The organism is Arachnia rubra (genome assembly GCF_019973735.1).
GTDB lineage: Bacteria > Actinomycetota > Actinomycetes > Propionibacteriales > Propionibacteriaceae > Arachnia > Arachnia rubra.
Genome location: NZ_AP024463.1, coordinates 2921099 through 2940445, shown reverse-complemented (window position 1 = coordinate 2940445; position 19347 = coordinate 2921099). Strand labels below are relative to the sequence as shown.

Sequence of the window (19347 nt, the reverse complement as noted above, 5' to 3'; positions counted from 1 at the left end):
GTCGTAAGTGCGGCCTTTGAGTGGCGCTTCGGCGTCGGGACCCTCGCGGGGAGGCTGCTCGGTCCATTCGAAAAAGCCTTCATCCGTGACCCGGGTGAGGGTGACCGCGTCGATGCCATGTTTTATCCCACACCCGCGCTGCTTGAGGACGGCTTCGGCGCAGCTCCAAGCCACGGCGGGCATGAGATCGCGTGGTCGGGGAAGTCGGACTGTGATGCAGCCGGCCAGCTCCAGCGCCTCGCGAGGCCAGTGACGCGTGTGCGCCTCGACGTCGACGCCAACTGGGGCGAACGAGGCAGCAGCTGCCGCGAGGCCATGGGAGTGCGAGATGCTCACGTGATAGGGGCTGCATGTGAGCGGGCGCCCGCGATCTTCGGGTGAGGAGCTCGTTGTGATCTCCGGCCAAGAAGGGGGGTGATGGGAGCCGTCGCTGATCTGAAGTGCGGCAACGGCATCTTTCGCGGCGATTCGGCCTGCGAGCCATTCGTCAGAGCGTCGTCCTCTCATCTGGCCCCAGAGATCCCTCTCTCGCGGTGTGAGCCTCGTGGTCGCCCAATCCCGCCCCTCGGCTGCGCAACGCGCGGCAAGCGGCGTGATGAGGAGCGTACGGAGTGCAAGAAGGGCAGCGGACACAGAGAAAGTGTCCTACGGCTGCCTGACACGAGACCGTAGTGTGTCCGCCATAAGGCTGACATTGGGTGTAAGGAAGGTGTCAGCTGCTTGTGGCTCCCTCTGTCAGAGAGGTCTGCAAGTCTGAAGTCTCAGAAGAATACGACGGCATGGCGCCGTATCTGTAAGCATGAGGAGGCAAGGCACGTGGACGTGGAAATGGTCGAGACCGCACTCATTGACCATCTCGTTGAAACCTATCTTGATGGGGATAAAGACGGGCTGACTCCTGAAACTCCTCTTCTTGAACTTAATATTCTCGACTCGGTCGAGATCCTCAGCGTGGTGAGATTCATCCACGACCGCTTTGGGAAGGCCGTTCCCCTCACCAGGGTCGTTCCCGAGAACTTCAGCACAGTGAGAAGGATTCGGGACATCATCCTTGAGGGAGAGGAAGAGAACCGATGAGTCTGGCAATGGACTCTGGGGTCGGTGAAACAGCCGTCTATCGCGTCCTCACCCGTCACACGGGCTACAGTTCTGAGGAACTTTCTCGGGACTTCCTGTTGGAAGACGACTTGGGCATTGACTCGGTGCTTCTCGAGGCTGTGCTCATCGAGATCGAAAGGGACGCCGTGGGTGCCCACCTTAGGCGGGATGTGAAGACCGTTGGTGACATCCTTGAGGAAGTCCAAACCATTGATGTCGTGGAACCCGCTGCGTGCGTTGACCCCGATGAGGTAGCTGGACAAGCAGCTCTGGAGGATGATCTCAGGCTCGATCATGCCGACTTGACCGAGGAAGCTGAAAAGCTCTCGACGGCAGTCACGATGAAAGACTTTGGTCCAGATGGCGCCCATGACCTTTTCGCTAAGGCCGCTCGTTTCGCCGAGCATCGTCGCACCATGGAGGAGCAACAGCTCTATTGGTATGGGATGCCCTCCTCAGGGCGGCTCCGTGGGCGCGGAATTTACCACGACATGCAGGCCGGGTGTGATCGCGAATATCTTCTATTCTCGTCAAACAACTACCTTGGCCTCGCCAACGACCCCCGGGTGTCCGAAGCCATCGCTGAGGCGGCAGGCGTCTATGGAGCGACAAACACGGGGTGCCGCATCATCGGGGGCACCACAAAGCTTCATCTCGAACTTGAGCGCAGACTTGCCGAATTCAAGGGGCGCGAAGCCTGCATTGTCTTTCCCGGAGGTTATGCGGCAAATCTGGGGGCGATCTCAGCTCTAGCAGGCCCTGGGGACCATGTCCTTGTTGACTCTCTCAACCACATGTCCATCACAGACGGGGCGAGGCTTTCTGGAGCCCGAAGGATGGCGTTTGCCCACAACGATGTGGAGTCGCTTGAGCGACGTCTGCGTGAGGCAGCCGCTCGACCAGGGGGCGTTCTCGTCGCTGTCGACGGTGTCTTCAGCATGCATGGTGATATTTGTCCGCTCCCAGTGCTTGTGGAGATGACGAGGCGATACGGCGCACGACTGCTCGTCGATGATGCCCACGCCACAGGCGTTCTTGGCGGCACCGGCGCGGGCACCGCAGAGCACTTCGGGTTGAAGGGCGCACCTGATCTGGAATTGGGAACTATGAGCAAGGCCCTTGCTGGCATCGGCGGCTTTGTTGCTGGAGATGGTGACGTGATCGAGTACCTCCGCTACTACGCCGACTCCTATGTTTTTGCCGCGACGCTTCCAGCCCCTGTTGTGGCAGGCCTCATCGTCTCGCTCGAGATACTCCAGGCTGAGCCAGGCAGATTGGGACGGCTATGGCAAAACATTCGCCGTCTGCGTTCACGACTCATCAGCGATGGATTCGATCTTGAGCGGACAGAAAGTGCCATCCTCCCGGTCGTCGTGGGCGATGAGCCCACGGCCCTCGCCCTCGGACGGGAGGTCAGGCGTCGCGGGATGTTCTGCCAGACCGTCGTCTTTCCCGGAGTCCCACTGGGACAGGCGCGGCTCCGCATCAGCGTCACTGCAGACCACGTGTCCCGAGATCTGGATGAGGCGGCAGACATCGTGAGAGATGCCGCGGATGTCATCGGTTTCAGACGGGATGGACGCTGATGAACGGCCTTCTCGGCGGCCTTGAGCGTGAACTTCTGCTCATTCTTCCCCCCACGCGAGATGTTGCCTCCAGGCCCGCCATCCTTGGCGAGGATGGATGTGACTATGCGGAGCTGTGGGCTCGAGCGTCATCGACTGCGGGCCATCTCACGTCGTTGGGTGTGGGCGTCGGAGACCGGGTGGCCGTCTGGCTTCCCAAGGGGAGCGCATGCATCTCGAGCATCCTGGGGGTGCTGCGTTCCGGGGCGTGTTATGTACCTGCGGATGCAACCCATCCCCCAACGCGCGTCGAGGCCATCTTCGTCGACGCGGAGCCAAAGGTCATCATCACGACCCCCCACCTTGCAGGATCACTGGGGGCTCGGTGGGCGGCGAATGTCGTTGAGCCGTGTGGAGCCGACGCCCAAAGGCTTGTGACGCCTGAACCGGAGTTGCGACCTGAGGATCTTGCCGCAATCCTCTACACCTCCGGGTCGACGGGGTATCCCAAGGGCGTCCGGCTCACGCACCGTAATATCAGCTCTTTCATCCGCTGGTGTTTGCGCACTTTCACACCGACCTGTGAGGATCGGTTTGCCGCGCATGCATCGGTTGCGTTTGATCTCAGCACACACGACATTTTCGTTGCACTGGCCGCCGGGGCCGCGATGCTTCCCATCCCCGACCAGTTGCGTGCGGATCCTCTCGCGACCGAGGCGTTGCTGCGGCGCTGGCATCCCACAATCTGGTATTCCGTGCCTTCCGCGCTTGACATCCTCGTAAGCCGGACCGAGTTTCCCCGAGAGGGCGGCTCCTCTCTGAGGAGCATACTTTTCGCGGGTGAGGTCTACGCACCGGAACGGTTGCGGGAGCTTGCCCTGCGGTTGCCGGGTGAAGTCGTCCTCGGCAACCTCTACGGGCCAACTGAGACGAATGTGTGCATAGCAGCAGTCTCGAATGCAGGGGATGTTCTCCAGCGTTCCGGGCAGCTTTTCCTGGGCAAACCTGTTGACGGGGTCCGCGTCGAGATCATGGACGAATCCGGTGAGCAGGTCTCAAAGACCGGCCTCGTCGGCGAGATCGTCATTACAGGGGCCTGCGTCTCACCAGGTTACTGGGGACAGCCGGATCGTCCAGTCCTCGATGCGGCAGGGCGACGGAGCTATGCGACGGGAGATCTCGGTGAGTACGACGAACGCGGGGACATCATCTTTCGTGGTCGGGCGGACCGGCAAATTCAGGCGGGGGGGGCACCGCGTCGAACTGGCTGAGGTCGAGGAAGCCGTCTCGTCGACCCCCGGAGTTCTGGACGCGGCTGTCGAGGCAATTGATATTGGGGGGCGGACACTTCTCGTGGCTGCGATCGTCGGCGTGGGAGGGCGTCCCGTTCCAGCTTTGGGTCTCAAGAGACACTGTGCAGGGCTGCTGCCCAGGCACATGATCCCGCAGCGGGTCTGGAACCTTGAGAGACTTCCCAGGAACAGCAACGGAAAGATCGATCATCAAGGAGTTGTAGCGGTGCTCTCGGAGCTTGGAGGGCTGGTGCGATGATGCAGCCCACTGATCTCGATGCCGCGCTTGCGGATCGCCTCGCAGGAACAGTCCCGGACCTGCTCGACCGTTTCGCGGAGCAAACCCCCGACAAGACGGCTGTGTGCTTCCTCAACTCGATGGGCGGAGCCCAGACCATCGATGCCGCTGGACTTCGGCGCCGAGCGTGGGGCATCGCGCATCGCATCCTTGAAGCGGGTGGTGCCGGGGAGCGAGTCCTGTTGCTTCTGCCACCCGGCATCGACTATATCGCGTCGTTCATGGGTTGTCTGTACGCAGGTATGGTGGCAGTTCCTGCCTATCCACTCGACACACGCAACATCAGCTCGTCACTTGAGCGGCTTGGGAGCATCGTTGAGGATTGCGAGGCTCAGATTGCTTTGGTAAATCCTTCAGACAGTGGCGAAGCTCAGTGCCTGCCAGAGTTGCCAGGTCTGCCCGCTCGGCTCACATGGGTTGACGTTGCCGCAGCTCCACTCGCAGATGAGCCGCCTCCGATCTCTCGTCAGGTCAGGGATTCTGTTGCCTTCTTGCAGTACACATCAGGTTCGACGGGAGATCCGCATGGCGTGGAGGTGACCCATCGCAACCTTCTTGAAAACCTCACCGCGATGCATCTTGCGTTTGAGCACAATGAAGCCAGCGCCGTTGCATCATGGCTCCCGCCATATCACGACATGGGACTCATCGGAGGCATTCTTCTGCCCATCTTCGGCGGTTTGACGTCCTGGCACATGGCGCCGACGACCTTCATCCGAAGGCCTGCGCTCTGGCTTCGAGCAATTTCGGAGGGACGCGTCACGACGACATTCGCCCCTAATTTCGCTTTTGACTACATCGTCACAAGGCTTGGGTCGGAGGACATCGCCGGGTTCGACCTCAGCTGCTGGCATCGTGCTGTCAACGGGGCTGAACCGGTCCGTGCAGCATCTCTGGAGCGTTTCGCCGAGTTCGCCAAGCCTGCTGGTTTCCGTCGTGAGGCACTGGCTCCTGCCTATGGCCTTGCCGAGGCGACACTCATGGTGACGGCCTCGCCTGCGGATAGGGACCTTCTGGTCGTCGAACTCGATCGTGAGGCCCTAGCTGAAGGACGAGCGGTCAAGGCGGAGCATGCAGGCGGGGTTGTTATGGTCGGCTGTGGGCATCCCGCACGGAACACGAACATCCGCATCGTCGACCCCGAATCACGCGTCCAGCTTCAGGAAGGGCGCGTCGGCGAGGTGTGGGTCGCAGGTCCTGGCGTTGCACGAGGCTACCGAGGGCGCGTGGAACAGAGCGCGGAGATTTTCAGAGCGCACCTCGCAGATGACGAGGGCGAGGAATACCTTCGCACAGGAGACCTTGGGTTCATCCTAGACGGCGACCTCTTTTTAACCGGCCGGGTGAAGGACCTCATCATTGACGAGGGGCGCAACATATACCCGCCAGATGTCGAGGAGATCCTCGAGCGGGAGATGCCTGAGCTTCGACGGGGTTATGGGGCGGTCTTCGGAACGATGGTCGATGGCCGCGAGCGTGTCGTCGTCGTCTATGAGCCTGTTCGCAGGGGAGCCGCCGATCCTGGGCAGCTGCTTGTGCGGATGCGTTCAGTGCTTGCCTCGCACACGGGGGTCACGCCGCTTGCGGTTCTGTTGGTGCCGATGGGGACATCGCCGCGGACCACCAGCGGCAAGATCAGGCGCGCTGAGTTCCGGAGGCTCTTTGAAAACCTGCGTCTCAGGATTGACGCCGTCTCCCTCCTGGACCTGGATGCACTGCAACTTGATGATGCGCGGTCCCTGAAGTCCTCAACTCTGCCTCCGGACACACCTCTGGCTGACCTCGGAATCCATTTCGCAGACCTTCTCTGTCACGCTGCGATGCATCCATGGCTTGACGTCGGCAAGGTCCTGCGGGAACCGGTTCTCGGGTCGCTTGGGAACGATATGGTTGCCTCCGCCTCGATTTCCTCGGTGGAGGATACCGCCGCCGAGGTCAAGAAGATTCTCAGTGAGCTTCTAGGGGTCGCGCCTGGGCATATCGACGAAGAGACCCCGCTGAGGGATCTCGGCATCGGATCGCGGCAGACCGTGATGCTCTGTGAGCGCCTCTCGAGGCGCAGAGGGGTTCGCATGAATCCCGAATTCGTCTTCGATCATCCGACGGTGTCTGCACTGGCCCAGGCCCTCCCAGTAGCTCAGGATGTCCCCGGCCCAGCACCTCTCGTGAGCACACCCCCTGAGGGCCCCGTCGTCATCACGGGCCTCTCATGCCGACTGCCAGGAGCAGATACGCCACGTGCCTTCGAGAAGATGCTCCTTGAGGGGGCCACGGGCATCGGTCCGGCAGAGCGCACGGGTCTCTCGGGACGTCTCGCAGGCTGGATTGAGCCTCTAGCAGCGTTCGATACCAAGGCCTTCGGGATCTCTGAGCGTGAAGCGATGACGATGGATCCCCAACATGCGCTGGCCCTTGTCGCCTGTTGCCAGGCTCTGGAGGACGCAGGATACGACTGGCGGGAACCCCCCACACGAAGGATGGGTGTCTTCGTTGGGATATCGTCCAGTGACTCAGCGTTTGAACGCCAAGCATCTGGCGCTCCTCCGGACCTCTATGAAGCCACTGGGATGAGCCATGCCGTCGCAGCCAACCGAGTTTCTTATCTGCTGAACCTGACAGGCCCAAGCATGGCAGTGGACACCGCGTGCTCATCCTCGCTCACAGCTCTTCACCTCGCGTTGCAGTCTGTCCGTCACGGTGAGTGCGATGCTGCCCTCGTTGTGGGAGTCAGCCACCTGAGGTCGCCACGCTTCTTCGAGGCGTTGGAGGACGGTCAGATGCTTGCACTCGATGGAAGGCCCCGAGGCTTTGCACAAGGAGCCGCAGGATATGTGCGTGGCGAGGGTGTCGCAGCGCTTTTCCTGCGTCGATCGCAGGATGCTCAGGCTGCGGGTGAGAGAGCGTATGCGACGGTACGGGGAAGTGCACTCTCGCATGTGGGTAAGACTAATGGACTGACTGCGCCCTCCTCATCCTCCCAGGCCGCGGTGTTGCGTGCCGCTCTTGAGGACGCCGGGACGAAATCCAGTGAAGTCGCCTTCGTCGAGTCCCACGGCACCGGGACCGCTCTCGGAGACCCCATAGAACTCGCGGCTCTCTCGGAGGTGTATGGCAGGGGGCGAGAGACGTCATCCCCACTCCTGCTCGGGGTGGTGAAGAACAACATCGGACATCTTGAAGCAGCAGCTGGGATAGCCGGGATTGTCAAGGCAGCCCTCATCATTGAGAGTGGGGTCGTGCCTCCCGTTGTGGGCGTGGAAGCTCCGACAGAGCATTTCGGATGGGAGGGCAGCGGGCTCATCCTTCCGCATGAGCCTGCCCTGCTCCCCTCGGATGTTCTGGCGTGTGTTGCAGTCAGCTCCTTCGGGTTCGGGGGTGCGCTTGGCCACGTGATCCTCGGGCCGCCAGAAGGCCTTGAGGCGAGACGCCCGAGTGCCAGGGCCCTTCGGATTGAGGCTGCGGACTGTCAAGGATTACGTGACGCGGCGGCACGGATTGCAGATGAGGTGGACAGATCCCGGGGTGTGGACGTCCCGCTCCCCGCCATGGCGGGAGGCCGTGAGCGTCTTGTCGTCATCGCCTCGGAGCCTGGGAATGCCTGCGAGGCTCTTCGCGCCACCGTCCACGGCGGACGGCATCCTGATGCCATCAGGTGGAGCATCGGATCAGAGACGCGGGGCGCGACGCTGTTCCTTCTTCCTGGGCAGGGCAGCCTTTCGCCGGGAGCCGCTGGAGGTCTGAACGCTGACTGTGAGAGTTTCGCACTCGCCCTGGACCGTCTATGCGGTGAGCTGGAGGTGCGTGGCGTTCACGCGGCGAAGGATCTTCTCGTGGACCCTGCCGCGGATCCGGATTCTCTTCGACGGACAGAGGTGCAGCAGCCGCTACTCGTAGCGCTCCAGCTAGCGCTTGCTGAGGCACTTGCACAGCATGCTGTCGTCCCAAACCTCTTGCTTGGACACAGTGCCGGTGAGATCACTGCTGCGGTGCTCGCCGGGGTGCTCAGTGAGGCTGAGGCCATGGACCTTGCCGTGCTTCGGGGTGAGGCCATGGCTGCGGTGCCCCCAGGAGCCATGATCGCGTGCCGAGCCTCTGCGTCCGAACTTGCGGAGATCCTAGCTGCTTGCCCCACCTGGCGCGTCGCTGCTTTCAACGAACCGTCGGCTGTTGTGCTCGCGGGGGCGGAGACGGAGGCAGAACGCCTTCTGATGTTGTCTGCCGAGGCGGGACTTCCTGCGCGGCGACTCTCGGTGAACCATGCTTTTCACACCCCGGCTGTCGCAGAGGCTGTGGAGGTTCTGCGTGATGTGGGAGCCAACTTCGTTGGTCGGCAGCCCGAGCGGACCTGGATTTCCTCATTCACGGGCAGGCCTGTGGAGGAAATCAGTGCGGATTATTGGGTCTCGCACGCCATCCAGCCGGTGCGGTTTGGGGATGCCCTTGCCTGTGCGGGGGGCAGCGGTCTGGGCCTGGCTGTGGAATTGGGAGTCAGGACCCTGACAGGCGCCGCACTGCGCATCTTGCCCGAGTCGACGTGCGTGGTGCCGCTTCTGGATGCTGGGCATGGTGCACAGGCTTTCCTCCGAGCCCTCGCGACTGCTGAGGCTGCGGGGCTTGAAGTCGACTGGGGTCCAGAGAACAAACGTCCAACGCGTCGCCCCCGTCGGGTGTTCACGAACTTCACCAGAGAATCGGCCACTCGGGCTTCCAGCGCGGGGCGGCAGGCGAAAGTCGCTGGGGCGACGCGAACTGAAGGAGGAGAAGCCATGGGCATGCGTTGGCTGGACAGAACAGTCATCCTACATGAGATCTCAAAGACGAGTGGTTTCTCTGAGGATCGGATCGCAATGCAGGACAGACTTCATAGCGATCTTGGGCTGGACTCGCTCATGATCAGTGCTCTCGCTCGGTCCCTTGCCGAGCGAGGGCCGTTCAGTCGGGAACAGCTGATGGACAAACTTTCTGGGGATCCGACGATCAAGACTGCTCTTCTGGCTCTCGGCGCTGGGCCCAATGGCAAGGTTGATGAGGGCGGCAGTGTCTGTGCCAACCCTGAGACCGCGTCGCAGCCTCATTTGCGCCACACGTCGGAGAACGATGTCGTGAGGCCTGCAACGACGATGTTCCGTCACGGATCACGACGGAATGTCGCGCTCTGGTCTGAGGCTCGTGAAGTCGCTGATCGCTTCGCCAAGGCCACAGATGGAGCTGCAAATCCCTATGAGCGCATCCACGAGGGGTTCAACGGCGCTCATATCACTGTGGGCGGACGTCCGATGGTGAATTTCTCGAGTTTTGACTACCTCGGGCTCTCGCATCACCCTGAGGTGCGACGTCGTGCAGTGGAGGCGATCGAGACTTATGGAACGTCTGCTGCTGCGACCCCCCTGCTGTACGGGGAGACGCCACTTCATCGGGAACTCGAGTCAGCCATCGCCGAGCTCGTGGGAACCGAGTCGGCCATCGTCTTCGCGGGCGGGCATGCGACAAATGTGGGAACGGTCTCACATCTCATGGGCGCGGAGGATCTCATCATTCACGATGAGTGGTCTCATGACAGCTGCGTGCGGGGAGCACTTCTGTCTGGGGCGACTCGTCGTTCCTACCGTCACAATGATCTGGAGTCGCTCGATGGGCTGCTCACCCAGCTTCGAGGATCGCATCGCCGTGCACTCATATGCGCCGAGGGTGCGTACAGCCAGGATGGGGACCTTCCGGACCTGCCCGGCCTTGCGCTCTTGGCAGACAAGCACGATGCCCTTCTCATGGTTGATGAGGCCCACTCGATCGGGGTCATCGGCGAGACGGGGCGAGGAATAGGTGAGGCCCAGAACGTCTGCGGCACTGCCATTGATCTTTGGATGGGCACTCTGAGCAAGGCTCTTGGCAGCCTTGGAGGTTACATAGCCGGTTCGCGAGAGATGGTCGAGTATCTGCGTTACTCGGCACCGCTATACCTTTTCAGCACTGGCCCCTCCCCGGCTAACGCGGCGGCTGCGCTTGCCTCTGTCCACGTCCTGCGGAATGAGCCGGAGCGGGTGCGGGTCCTTCACGACCGAGCTGACCTATTCCGTCGGCTTGCCTCAGAGGCCGGGCTCGACACAGGCGTCTCCCGCGAATCTGCCGTTGTGCCGGTCATCGTCGGGGAATGGGCACAAGCCGTCAACATCTCAAATCAGATGTTCCGTTGTGGTTTTAACGCCATGCCGATCGGCTATCCTGCCGTTTCCCGTGATGCCGCACGGATCCGGTTCTTCATCAATGCCGAGCACGAGGAGTATGAACTCGAGGAGGCGGTGGGGTGCATCGCCGATTTACTCGGCGGGCGATCTCCTGCAGGAGTGACTCGGCTGTCAGGACCAGGGACGCAGGCATCTCCATCCCTTGCTGTCCCTTTACCACGGGATGGGGCAGCGTTCCCAGATCTTGAAGCCCGTCGACGGATCATGACGAGAATCGATGAGAGCTGCTGCGTGTCACGTGAGCAGGCGACTGCCTACGTCACCAATCCTGATTCCGCTGTGGGACGTCCGCTCACTGAGCGTTTGCAGGCCAAAGGGTTTCTCGTGGTGGCGGGAACCCCCGCTGCTGAACAGCCGGGCCTCGTCTTCGACTGCGTCGGCACGGACGGTGTCGGCCCTGTCGAGTTGAGGCAACTCGCTCGAGGCTCTCGTGTGGTTCGTGTCGCCTGGTCGGATGCGCTGCCTCCAAGCCTTTCGACGCACGATGAGGGAGAGCAGCCGCTGCGAGGAGATGGCGAGGCTGTACTCTTCGCCGAGGCCAAGGCGCTTGGTATAGAACTCACGGTGCTCGCGGCCCACGCCGTCTATGGACCAGGTTGCCGTGGAACTGTTGTGACGGCTGCGGCTCTTGCCCACGCCGGAATCGTTGACGATGAGATGGCCTCCCAACCCGCTCCGTTGGTCTGCACGATCAACTTGGCAGCCGCCGCCGTCCAGGCTGCCGGTTCCGAGGCGACGCATGGCCGCCGCATGGAGATCGCAGATCCCCATGGCCTCACATGGGGTCGGTATCTGTGTGATCTTTTTGCACTCACGAGCGAGATGGCTGTTTCGCATCTCACCGTGGACCTGGGGCCTGCGCCCACAGACAGGGCAGGATTCCGGGCAGGTGTCGAGGCGATGGATGTCTTCTGGACTGACAGACCTTGGAGGTATCCTCGTGCTCTTGCCGAAACTGCAACGTGGTGGTGGTCTCATTGACAGTGCGGAAATCGTCGCCGGGATCCCTACTCAACGCCGACAAGACATGTGACCACCGTCCGCTCTTCGTCCTCTTCCACCATGCTGGAGGCGCGAGTTCCGTCTTCTACTCATGGGTTGAGCGTCTTGAGGCTCACGGTGAGGTTGTGGCCCTCGATCTACCCGGACGGCGACGGCGTCTGCACGACCCCGTGATCCGGGATATCACTTCAGCCATTGTGGATGTCACCGAAACTCTGCGGGCAGCCCTTGGAACAAGACCCGGAAGGCCATTCATGATGTTGGGGCACAGCATGGGGGCGCTTCTGGCCTATGAGGCTGCTCTCGACCTCAGAAGCAAGGGCTTCCGGGAGCCTGAGGCCCTCTTTGTTTCAGGCAGCCGTGTTCCCTCGGAATACGGTGAGTCGACTCGCCTGTTGGGCATTGGTGGTGACGCTGACATCGCGGCCGAGGCCTTGGGAGGAAGCTCCGAACTCATGGCCCTTGGAGCTCGGCTCCCGAGCCCAGAGCGTATCGCCCTGCTTCAAGCCGATCTTGAGATCTGTCGCAGTCGACGACAGCGGGGTGAGGCGCCGCTTTCCTGTCCAGTCATCGCGTTGACGGGGCGTGGGGATTCCGTTGCGACGAGTGAGCAGATCAAACGATGGGCCAGGTACACGACGGGTCCATTCTCGCGACGTGAGTATTCAGGCTCGCACTTCTTTCTGTTCGACGACGCCGTCGCTTCAGAGGTCGTTGACGAGCTCATCTGTTGGGCCGACCAGATCTATTAGGAGGAAGTAAAAAAATGGGAGCGCTGAAGACCTTCGCAAAGATGGTCAGTGCTAGTTGGATGCCGGGTCTCGCGGCCGTTCAGGCACGTCTGATGGGTCCTTACTACAGAGCCGTTTTCCTTGCCTCGGCCGCTCGTTGTGGTCTGCTGACGGCTCTCGCGGGAAATCGTTCGCTCACTGCGCAACAGGTGATACAGCGGCTTGGAGCCGACACCCGACCTGACCTCGTGGCCCCATGGCTTGATTTTGGTGTTGCTTCTGGAGTGCTTCGTCGCGACGTCGAGGGGCGCTTCAGGCTACGCGCAATTGAAGCACGGCTGCTCGCCAGGGACGTGAGTGGGGTCGGCCCGGCGGGGTTGCTTGAGGTCGTCTTGTACCACTGTGAGGCGATCCTTGTTGCTCCTCGGCTTGCCGTTTCTGGGGGTGCCTTGACGCTTGAAGACCCGGCTGTCATAGCGCGCTCAACGCGCCTCGTGGAGCCCCTGGTGAAATCCGTGGTGCGTCACCTCGTGCAGCAGGTCAAGCCGCGAACGTGGCTTGAGGTCGGAGCCGGGGACGGGGAATACGCGCTTTACGCCCGGAAACAGGAACCAGGCCTGCGTGTGACATGCCTCGAACTTGAGGAGGAGCTCGTCGAGCGCATGCGGGACATGTTCGTCCGTGAGGGAGTCTCCGAGAGCGTGACGGCTGAATGCGGTGATGTCCGCGACCTGGAAGATCGCCGGTTCGATGTCGTGACCCTCCATAACCTCATCTACTATTTCCCCCAGAAAGAACGTGTCGATCTGCTGAGGCACTGCGCGCAGCTGCTTGAGCCGGGAGGTCGTCTCCTTCTCACGACATCCGTGCCCGGACGCGTCACCGCCGTCTCCGCCCTTGACCTGTGGTTCCGTTGCTCCGCTGTCGCCTCGGGACTGCCCTCTGAGGAGGAGCTGCGGGAGGCACTCCAGCAGGCCGGGTTCGGTGACGTTGCCTGCACACGTCCACTGCCAGGTTTCTCCCTCATCGCGTTCACTGCCTGTCGGGAAGAGGCGGCACTGTGACGGGGCAGATGACATGCACCACGGTTCGTGGGGGCGTCGTCAAGCTCGGCGAGGGCGGCCAGCTGCCCGCGCGTCGCGAGCAATTGGGCGGCAAGGGGGCGAGTCTTGACTCACTCGCTGCCTGGGGGCTGCCCGTTCCGCGGGGCTTCTGCGTCACAAGTGGGCTTCTTGACCGAGGGCTTGACGAGGAGGGAAGGGCACTCATCCGCGAAGCCTACCGCCGTCTCGGGAGCCCGGTTGTCGCAGTGCGCAGCTCTGCTCTGCTTGAGGATGGGGAATCCAGCTCTGCAGCGGGTGTTTATGAGACTGTCCTGGGGGTGAACACTGAGGAGGGGCTCCTCACAGCGATTACGAGCTGCCTTGCCTCTGGCCTCTCGGACAGGGCTGAAGCCTATTACGGTGGCACCCGAGAATCGGCGAGTATGGCTGTGATCGTCCAGGAAATGGTGGATGCGCGCACCTCAGGAGTTTTCTTCACGGTGGATCCCCTAGCGCCTGAGAGCGGGGAGTCGGTGGTGGAGTCGAGTTGGGGTGCGGGTGAGGGTGTCGTCCAGGCGCGTGTCGCAGTCGACAGGTTCCGACTTGATGTGAAGAGCGGAAGAACGCTGAGGGCTGAGATAGGGGATAAGCCTGACAAGATCATGATCCGGCCCGGTGAGGGGCCGACAACGGTTGCTGTCTCCCGGGATCGGCGTCTTGAAGCGAGCCTTTCTGAGGAGGAGAGGAAACAGTTGTGCATGTTCGCACGGCAGGTCTGTGAGCGATTTGCCGGTCCTGTGGATCTTGAATTCTGTGTCGGAGCGGAAGGGATTCGGCTTCTGCAGGCACGTCGCATCACTGCGCTTGACGCGTTGCCCGACGAACTCTCATCCCGCGAATTCTCACCCTATGAGGTGGATGTCATCCCCTCGGTGCGTGCCGGGACAATGTGGTCCCGGATGGATATCGGCGAGATCTTCAACGGGATGATGACTCCGATGGGCCTCGGATTTGCTAGGCACTACCAGTACCAGGTTCATGTTGATTGTGTGCGTTCCACCGGAATTGCGGATGGCGGACGTGCTGAATTGCACATGGGATATTTGCGCGGGTATGTGTATCTCAACATCTCTTACACCGCACGACTGCTTCAGCAGTCGCCTGCTTCACGGAATCAAGCGGGTTTCACAGAGCGTTTCCGCAGCGAGGAGACGGCTGCGGAGACATACAGCAATCCTTTTGGGGAGCGTCCCGGAGCCGTTGAGTCTCTGAGAGGGGCAGCTCATTGGGCGTTCATGACATGTCGGGAACTCGTCAGCATGCGCGCTCGGGCACGACGTCTTGATCGGTGGCGGTTCGAGGCGCTTCGCTCTGCGGAGGACGAGGATCTTTCCAAGTTGTCTCGGTATCAGCTTGGAAGAAAACTTGAGGAGGCCCTTGCGGCTTTTCACACGACACATGTCGGGTACATGCCGTACTACCTCAACGCGGCTGGTGTGTATCAGGTGCTCGAAAGGATCAGTAGAGCCTGGCTCAATGAGACGTCTGTGGATGAGCTTGTCAATGGTGTGAAATCAGACATGTCCGCGTTGCGGACCGTGAGGACCGCCGGGGATCTTGCGGCTCTCGCGCGTGTGGCTCAGCAGATTCCAGATGTCGCGCGGATTCTTCGGGGTGAATCTGCCCCCCGACGGCTTGCGGCCCTCTCAGACAGTGCGGAAGGGCGTGACTTCCTCGCATCACATGTTGCCCAATTCCTCCGAGAACACGGCACGCGCGGACGCCAGGAGATGGAGCTCTCACGTCCTCGTTGGGTTGATGATCCGTCCTATGTCCTGACGATGCTGTCGGCCTATCTCACGCAGCCCGGACTCCTTGAGACGGTGGAAACTCACGTGTCAGAGCGACGAAATCCCACCAACATATTGGCAACTCTGCCGCATCGCCGTGCCTTCATTCTCAGAGCGATCGTCCGTGCATACACCGAATTCAGTCGGCTCAGGGAAGTGACGCGCATGCCGATGGTGACGGCAATCTGGCTTGTGCGTCGCGTTGTCGTCGAATGCGCCCGGCGTGCAGTGGCGGATGGACTGCTGCGTTCTGCGGAGGAAGCGTGGCTGCTCGATTTTGAGGATTTCCGACGCTGCCTGGCAGGCGGACTGGCATGGGAGAAGTTCTTTTCCAGGGAGGCAGTTGAACGGGGACGTGAGGAGCATGACCGCAACCTTTGCGGGCCTGAGCCTCCGTTGACGATCATCGGCACCTGGAATGGAAGCATCCCCGAGAAGACCTCGAACTCTGATGGGAGTGATGAAGCTCTGCTGACCGGTTTGGGCACGAGCGCTGGGATCGTCGAAGGCCGGGCACGCGTCATCGTCGATGTCGCATCCCAGGCTGGAGAGATGCAGTCTGGGGAGGTCCTGGTCACCACATTCACAGATGCATCATGGACTCCGCTGTTTGCCATGGCCGCGGGAGTTGTGGCTGATACCGGTTCCCTGCTTTCACACTCGTCTATCGTCGCGCGAGAGCTGCGCATTCCCTCCGTCGTGAATACCCGGTATGGAACCTCACAGATTCGCACCGGTGATTGGGTGCGTGTGGATGGCTCCCAAGGCACTGTGCGGATTCTGGGCAGAGACGAAAGCCAGCCGTGAACGCACTTGTTGTGACCAGCTCGGCCGTGTGCTCCGACTCTGACGTTGGAGACATCGACGCGTTGCTCCGGCGCTGTCGTATTCCTGTGAGTTATCGGAGCTCCCTGTCCTGGGCACAGATCCTGTCTCTGCGAGCTGCGGAGGAATGCCTCAGCCGCTCTGAGGGATACGACGGGGAAAGCACTGGTGTTCTTGTCGGTCTCACAGGCAGTACTGCAATTCAGCGGCGTAATGCGATGCGCATCGCCTGCAGCGCCTCCAGGCTCTGGTCCGATGAGGGGGTGAACCCCGATGAGGCCGTTGATGCTGTGCTTGAGGCATTCGGCAGTGGGCCCCAAGACAAGATTGGGGAGATGGCGAGCAGCATACCGGCGCGTCTCGCTGTGGCATTTCGTCTTCGTGGTCGTGTTCTCGCCCTTGATGCGCACGAGACCACCGTGGCGGCAGTGTTTTCCCACGCCCTTCTGCTGCTCGAGAACTGCGTCACCGCTCTCTTGCTGGTGTTTGTGGATGAGCCTGATAATGCCTCTGATATGCGGGCATGGTCGCAGAAGACCTGCATGGATCCGGGAGTTCCTCGGGAGGGTCAGGCCGTGGCGATGCTCGTCAGGAATGCGAAACCACACGATGTCCTTCCGCGAGTTCTCGGGGCGCGCATTCGGCGACGGCCATGTGCAGGACCTCACCGCTACCCCGATGAGGAAGAGAGCCGTGAGCTTCTTGGTGGAAGTGATGTCCGATGCCGTTTCTCCGGGCCTGTGCGGGTTACAGACCTGGCGCTCAGCGTGATGAACACGCTCGATGAATGTGGTGAGGGGGAAGCCGAGCGTGAGGTCGTGGTGACCTCGGTGAGCGGAGCGGCTGCTGTGGTGCATGTCGCGGGCGGCGCCTGTGACGTCGATGCTCCCGAAGACCGCGCGGGACGTGGCGTTGCGATTGCCGGAGCGGGCGCGTGGTTTGCGAGCGCTCAGGGGCGGAAGGCATTCGACCGGATCTGTGAGCCTTTGTTCGCGGACCTGGGTAATCGTCTTCCTCGGCAGTTGCGCTCCGAGGGGAATATGCGAGTGGGCCGTTCCTATTGCGCACTCGGTGCTGCTGTGTGCCCACAGGATATCCCAGTCGGAGGATTCGCGCTTCAGCCTGCCCGGGCACGTGCGCTGGGGCCCATGCATCTCCTTGCCTTGCATGTGTGCCGTGAGGCCGTTGACAATGCGGGGGTTGATCTTTCGGGTCGCAACGGCATGGTCGTCGTCGGAATGCCGATTGGTGTTCCGCATGGCCGACTGAGCAGCCTCGGATCGGATGAGGCCGACGGGATGTTTGAGCGGCTGGGTAATGCGCTCGGCGGGGAAGCAGAGATCTCGCTTCGTCTCCGCCGTCGTCTGTTGGCGGAATCCCTGGAAAGCGGCGCCTGCACAGCGCATTCGATCGATGCGCGTTCCTCTGGCTCGGTTGCTGCGTTCGTCGCCGATGGGCTGGGACTTGCGGCCGTGCCGCTCGCAGTCGAGGCGGCCTGCGCCTCAAGCCTTGCCGCTCTTGACGTTGCTGCCCGGGCTCTGCGCGCAGGTGAGGTCGGATATGTGCTGGTGTGTGGGGTTGACTTTCCAGCGTGGGCACGGGACCTCGTCCTCTGCTCCGAGCTGGGGATGCTGAGTCGGACTGCTATGACGCCGTTCTCCGAGGCCGCCGACGGGTTTCTTCCTGGTGACGGGGCGGGGGCGGTGCTCCTGCTGCCGGATGAAGAGCTCAGTGGTGATGCCGTCAGGGTGCTCGGAGTGGGGGGCTCGTGTGATGCGCGATCCATGCTGGCCCCGGATGTGGAGGGCCAGAAGGCCGCCATGAGAGCGGCGCTTGTGGAAGCTGGTGTGAAGGCCTCAACCGTCGGATATATCGAGGCGCATGGGACCGGAACTGTGCGTGGCGACACCGTTGAACTCGACTCGCTGGCCGCTGTCTACGGACCCGGGGAGCTGTGCATCGGATCGGTGAAGTCCTACATCGGACACGCTTTCTCGGCTGCCGGGATGGCGGGGCTTCTCCGTGCTGAGGCGGCTGCTGGCAGTGGAATGTTCCCGAGTAGCCATGGACTCACGGACGTGGACCGCCAACGCTTGAGGAGACGAGGCGTCTATGTGCCCTCGCAGAGAGAGCCCTTCACGAGAACGGAGGAATGCATCCGTCGTACTGCTGTCAGTGCCTTCGGTACAGGAGGCATTAATTATCACGTCGTGTTAGAAGGAGGAAAAAACGATGAGACTGCCCAAAGCCTCTGACTCAGAGGATCTTGAGAGACTGCTTTCTTGGGCCAAAAAGGCAGGAGGTGAGCTTGATAGCCAGGGCACATTTCGTGCTCGTTTCCGTCAGGCCGGGAAGCTGGGCCTGACCGGCTTGGGTGTTCCAAAGGATTATGGTGGGGCGGGGCTCTCGGCTTACGAGTCGGTGGCAGTCATTGAGGCGCTCAGCGAGAACAGCGACGATGCAGGCTTCATCTTCGCTATGTGTGCGCATAATTTCGCCTGTGTCCGGCCCCTCGCGGCATTTGGAAATTCTCAACAACGGGAGAGATGGCTTCCCGGACTCGTTGAGGGTTCTCTTATCGGGGCTTTCGCGGTGACAGAACCAGAAGCCGGTTCCGATGCCATGGGTGGCAAGGCGTCGGCACAGAGCGACGGCGACAGCTGGCGTCTCAGCGGCGCCAAGGCGATGATCACAAACGCTCCTGAGGCCGATCTGATTCTGGTCATCGCAAAAACAGCCCAGGGACGTTCCTTCTTTGCATCCTCAGGGTTCCTTGTCCCCGTAGGCGCCCCTGGGTTTGAGTGTGGCGTCTCCTATGAAAAGCCATTCATGCCCTCTGCGCCGCTTGGTGATCTGAGGCTGGATGGCTGCCAGGTCGGTCCAGAGGCCATGCTTGGGGGCGCGGGTGCAGGGGGCGCGGTTTTCAGCATGGCGATGGCCTGGGAACGTGTGTGCCTTCACGGGCTCTATTTGGGCCAGTGCCGACGCGCTCTCAGAGAGGCTAGGGAGTATCTGGCGTCGAGAGAGCAGTTCGGACAGCGCCTCATCGATCTTCAGGCAGTGGGACATGCCCTCGCGGAGGCTGCGACAGGCCTGGAGGCGGCGAGGTCTCTCTTGCTGAGAGCGGCGACTGCACTCGATGCTGAGTCTTCCGACGCTGCTGTCCTCGGGGACATGGCCAAGGTGGTCGTCAGCCGGGCAGCCCTCGACGTGGGGCTTGTATGCACGCGTCTTCAGGGGGGCGCGGGCTTATTCGGCTCCTCGGCTCAGAGGCTTGTTCGTGATGCCCTTCCAGCACAGGTCTTCTCTGGGTCGAATGATGTCCTGCTCGACAACATCGCCAGAGCTCTCGACTTCGCACATCGTGACCAGCGCGTCTCTGCGAAGGGGAAATGATCAGC

11 protein-coding genes are annotated in these 19347 nt (G+C 61.6%); all 11 read left to right on the top strand.

Annotated features, from left to right (window positions below; all coding sequences use genetic code 11):
• The first annotated feature begins 117 nt into the window (after positions 1-117).
• The 11 genes from SK1NUM_RS15270 (at position 118) to SK1NUM_RS13285 (ending at position 19342) form a co-directional block, all read left to right on the top strand.
• On the top strand, positions 118-381 hold the full coding sequence (locus SK1NUM_RS15270; protein WP_244980169.1) for a hypothetical protein: 264 nt from the start codon (positions 118-120) through the stop codon (positions 379-381).
• 435 nt (positions 382-816) lie between these two features.
• Complete coding sequence (locus SK1NUM_RS13330; RefSeq protein WP_212323035.1) at positions 817-1077, top strand: acyl carrier protein; 261 nt, start codon at positions 817-819, stop codon at positions 1075-1077.
• A gap of 8 nt (positions 1078-1085) precedes the next feature.
• On the top strand, positions 1086-2684 hold the full coding sequence (locus SK1NUM_RS13325) for an aminotransferase class I/II-fold pyridoxal phosphate-dependent enzyme (RefSeq protein ID WP_212323033.1): 1599 nt from the start codon (positions 1086-1088) through the stop codon (positions 2682-2684).
• Positions 2684-3934 carry an AMP-binding protein gene (locus tag SK1NUM_RS13320; protein WP_223927618.1) on the top strand — a complete coding sequence of 417 codons (1251 nt, stop codon included), beginning with the start codon at positions 2684-2686 and terminating at the stop codon, positions 3932-3934. The genes SK1NUM_RS13325 and SK1NUM_RS13320 overlap by 1 nt, the downstream gene beginning before the upstream one ends.
• The gene (locus SK1NUM_RS15515) at positions 3828-4214 is read left to right on the top strand and encodes an AMP-binding enzyme (RefSeq protein ID WP_223927616.1); all 387 of its coding nucleotides are present in this window, start codon (positions 3828-3830) and stop codon (positions 4212-4214) included. The genes SK1NUM_RS13320 and SK1NUM_RS15515 overlap by 107 nt, the downstream gene beginning before the upstream one ends.
• Positions 4211-11476, top strand: a complete 7266-nt coding sequence (locus tag SK1NUM_RS13310) for a type I polyketide synthase (protein ID WP_212323028.1) — start codon at positions 4211-4213, stop codon at positions 11474-11476. Before SK1NUM_RS15515 ends, SK1NUM_RS13310 begins: the two co-directional genes overlap by 4 nt.
• Positions 11458-12249, top strand: coding sequence for a thioesterase II family protein (locus SK1NUM_RS13305; protein ID WP_212323011.1), 792 nt, complete (start codon positions 11458-11460; stop codon positions 12247-12249). Before SK1NUM_RS13310 ends, SK1NUM_RS13305 begins: the two co-directional genes overlap by 19 nt.
• A gap of 14 nt (positions 12250-12263) precedes the next feature.
• Positions 12264-13292, top strand: coding sequence for an SAM-dependent methyltransferase (locus SK1NUM_RS13300; RefSeq protein WP_212323008.1), 1029 nt, complete (start codon positions 12264-12266; stop codon positions 13290-13292).
• Positions 13289-15928 (top strand): PEP/pyruvate-binding domain-containing protein, encoded by a 2640-nt coding sequence (locus SK1NUM_RS13295; RefSeq protein ID WP_212322999.1) that lies wholly within the window; start codon positions 13289-13291, stop codon positions 15926-15928. Before SK1NUM_RS13300 ends, SK1NUM_RS13295 begins: the two co-directional genes overlap by 4 nt.
• On the top strand, positions 15925-18201 hold the full coding sequence (locus SK1NUM_RS13290) for a beta-ketoacyl [acyl carrier protein] synthase domain-containing protein (RefSeq protein ID WP_212322996.1): 2277 nt from the start codon (positions 15925-15927) through the stop codon (positions 18199-18201). The genes SK1NUM_RS13295 and SK1NUM_RS13290 overlap by 4 nt, the downstream gene beginning before the upstream one ends.
• On the top strand, positions 18179-19342 hold the full coding sequence (locus SK1NUM_RS13285) for an acyl-CoA dehydrogenase family protein (RefSeq protein ID WP_212322991.1): 1164 nt from the start codon (positions 18179-18181) through the stop codon (positions 19340-19342). The genes SK1NUM_RS13290 and SK1NUM_RS13285 overlap by 23 nt, the downstream gene beginning before the upstream one ends.
• Positions 19343-19347 lie beyond the last annotated feature (5 nt).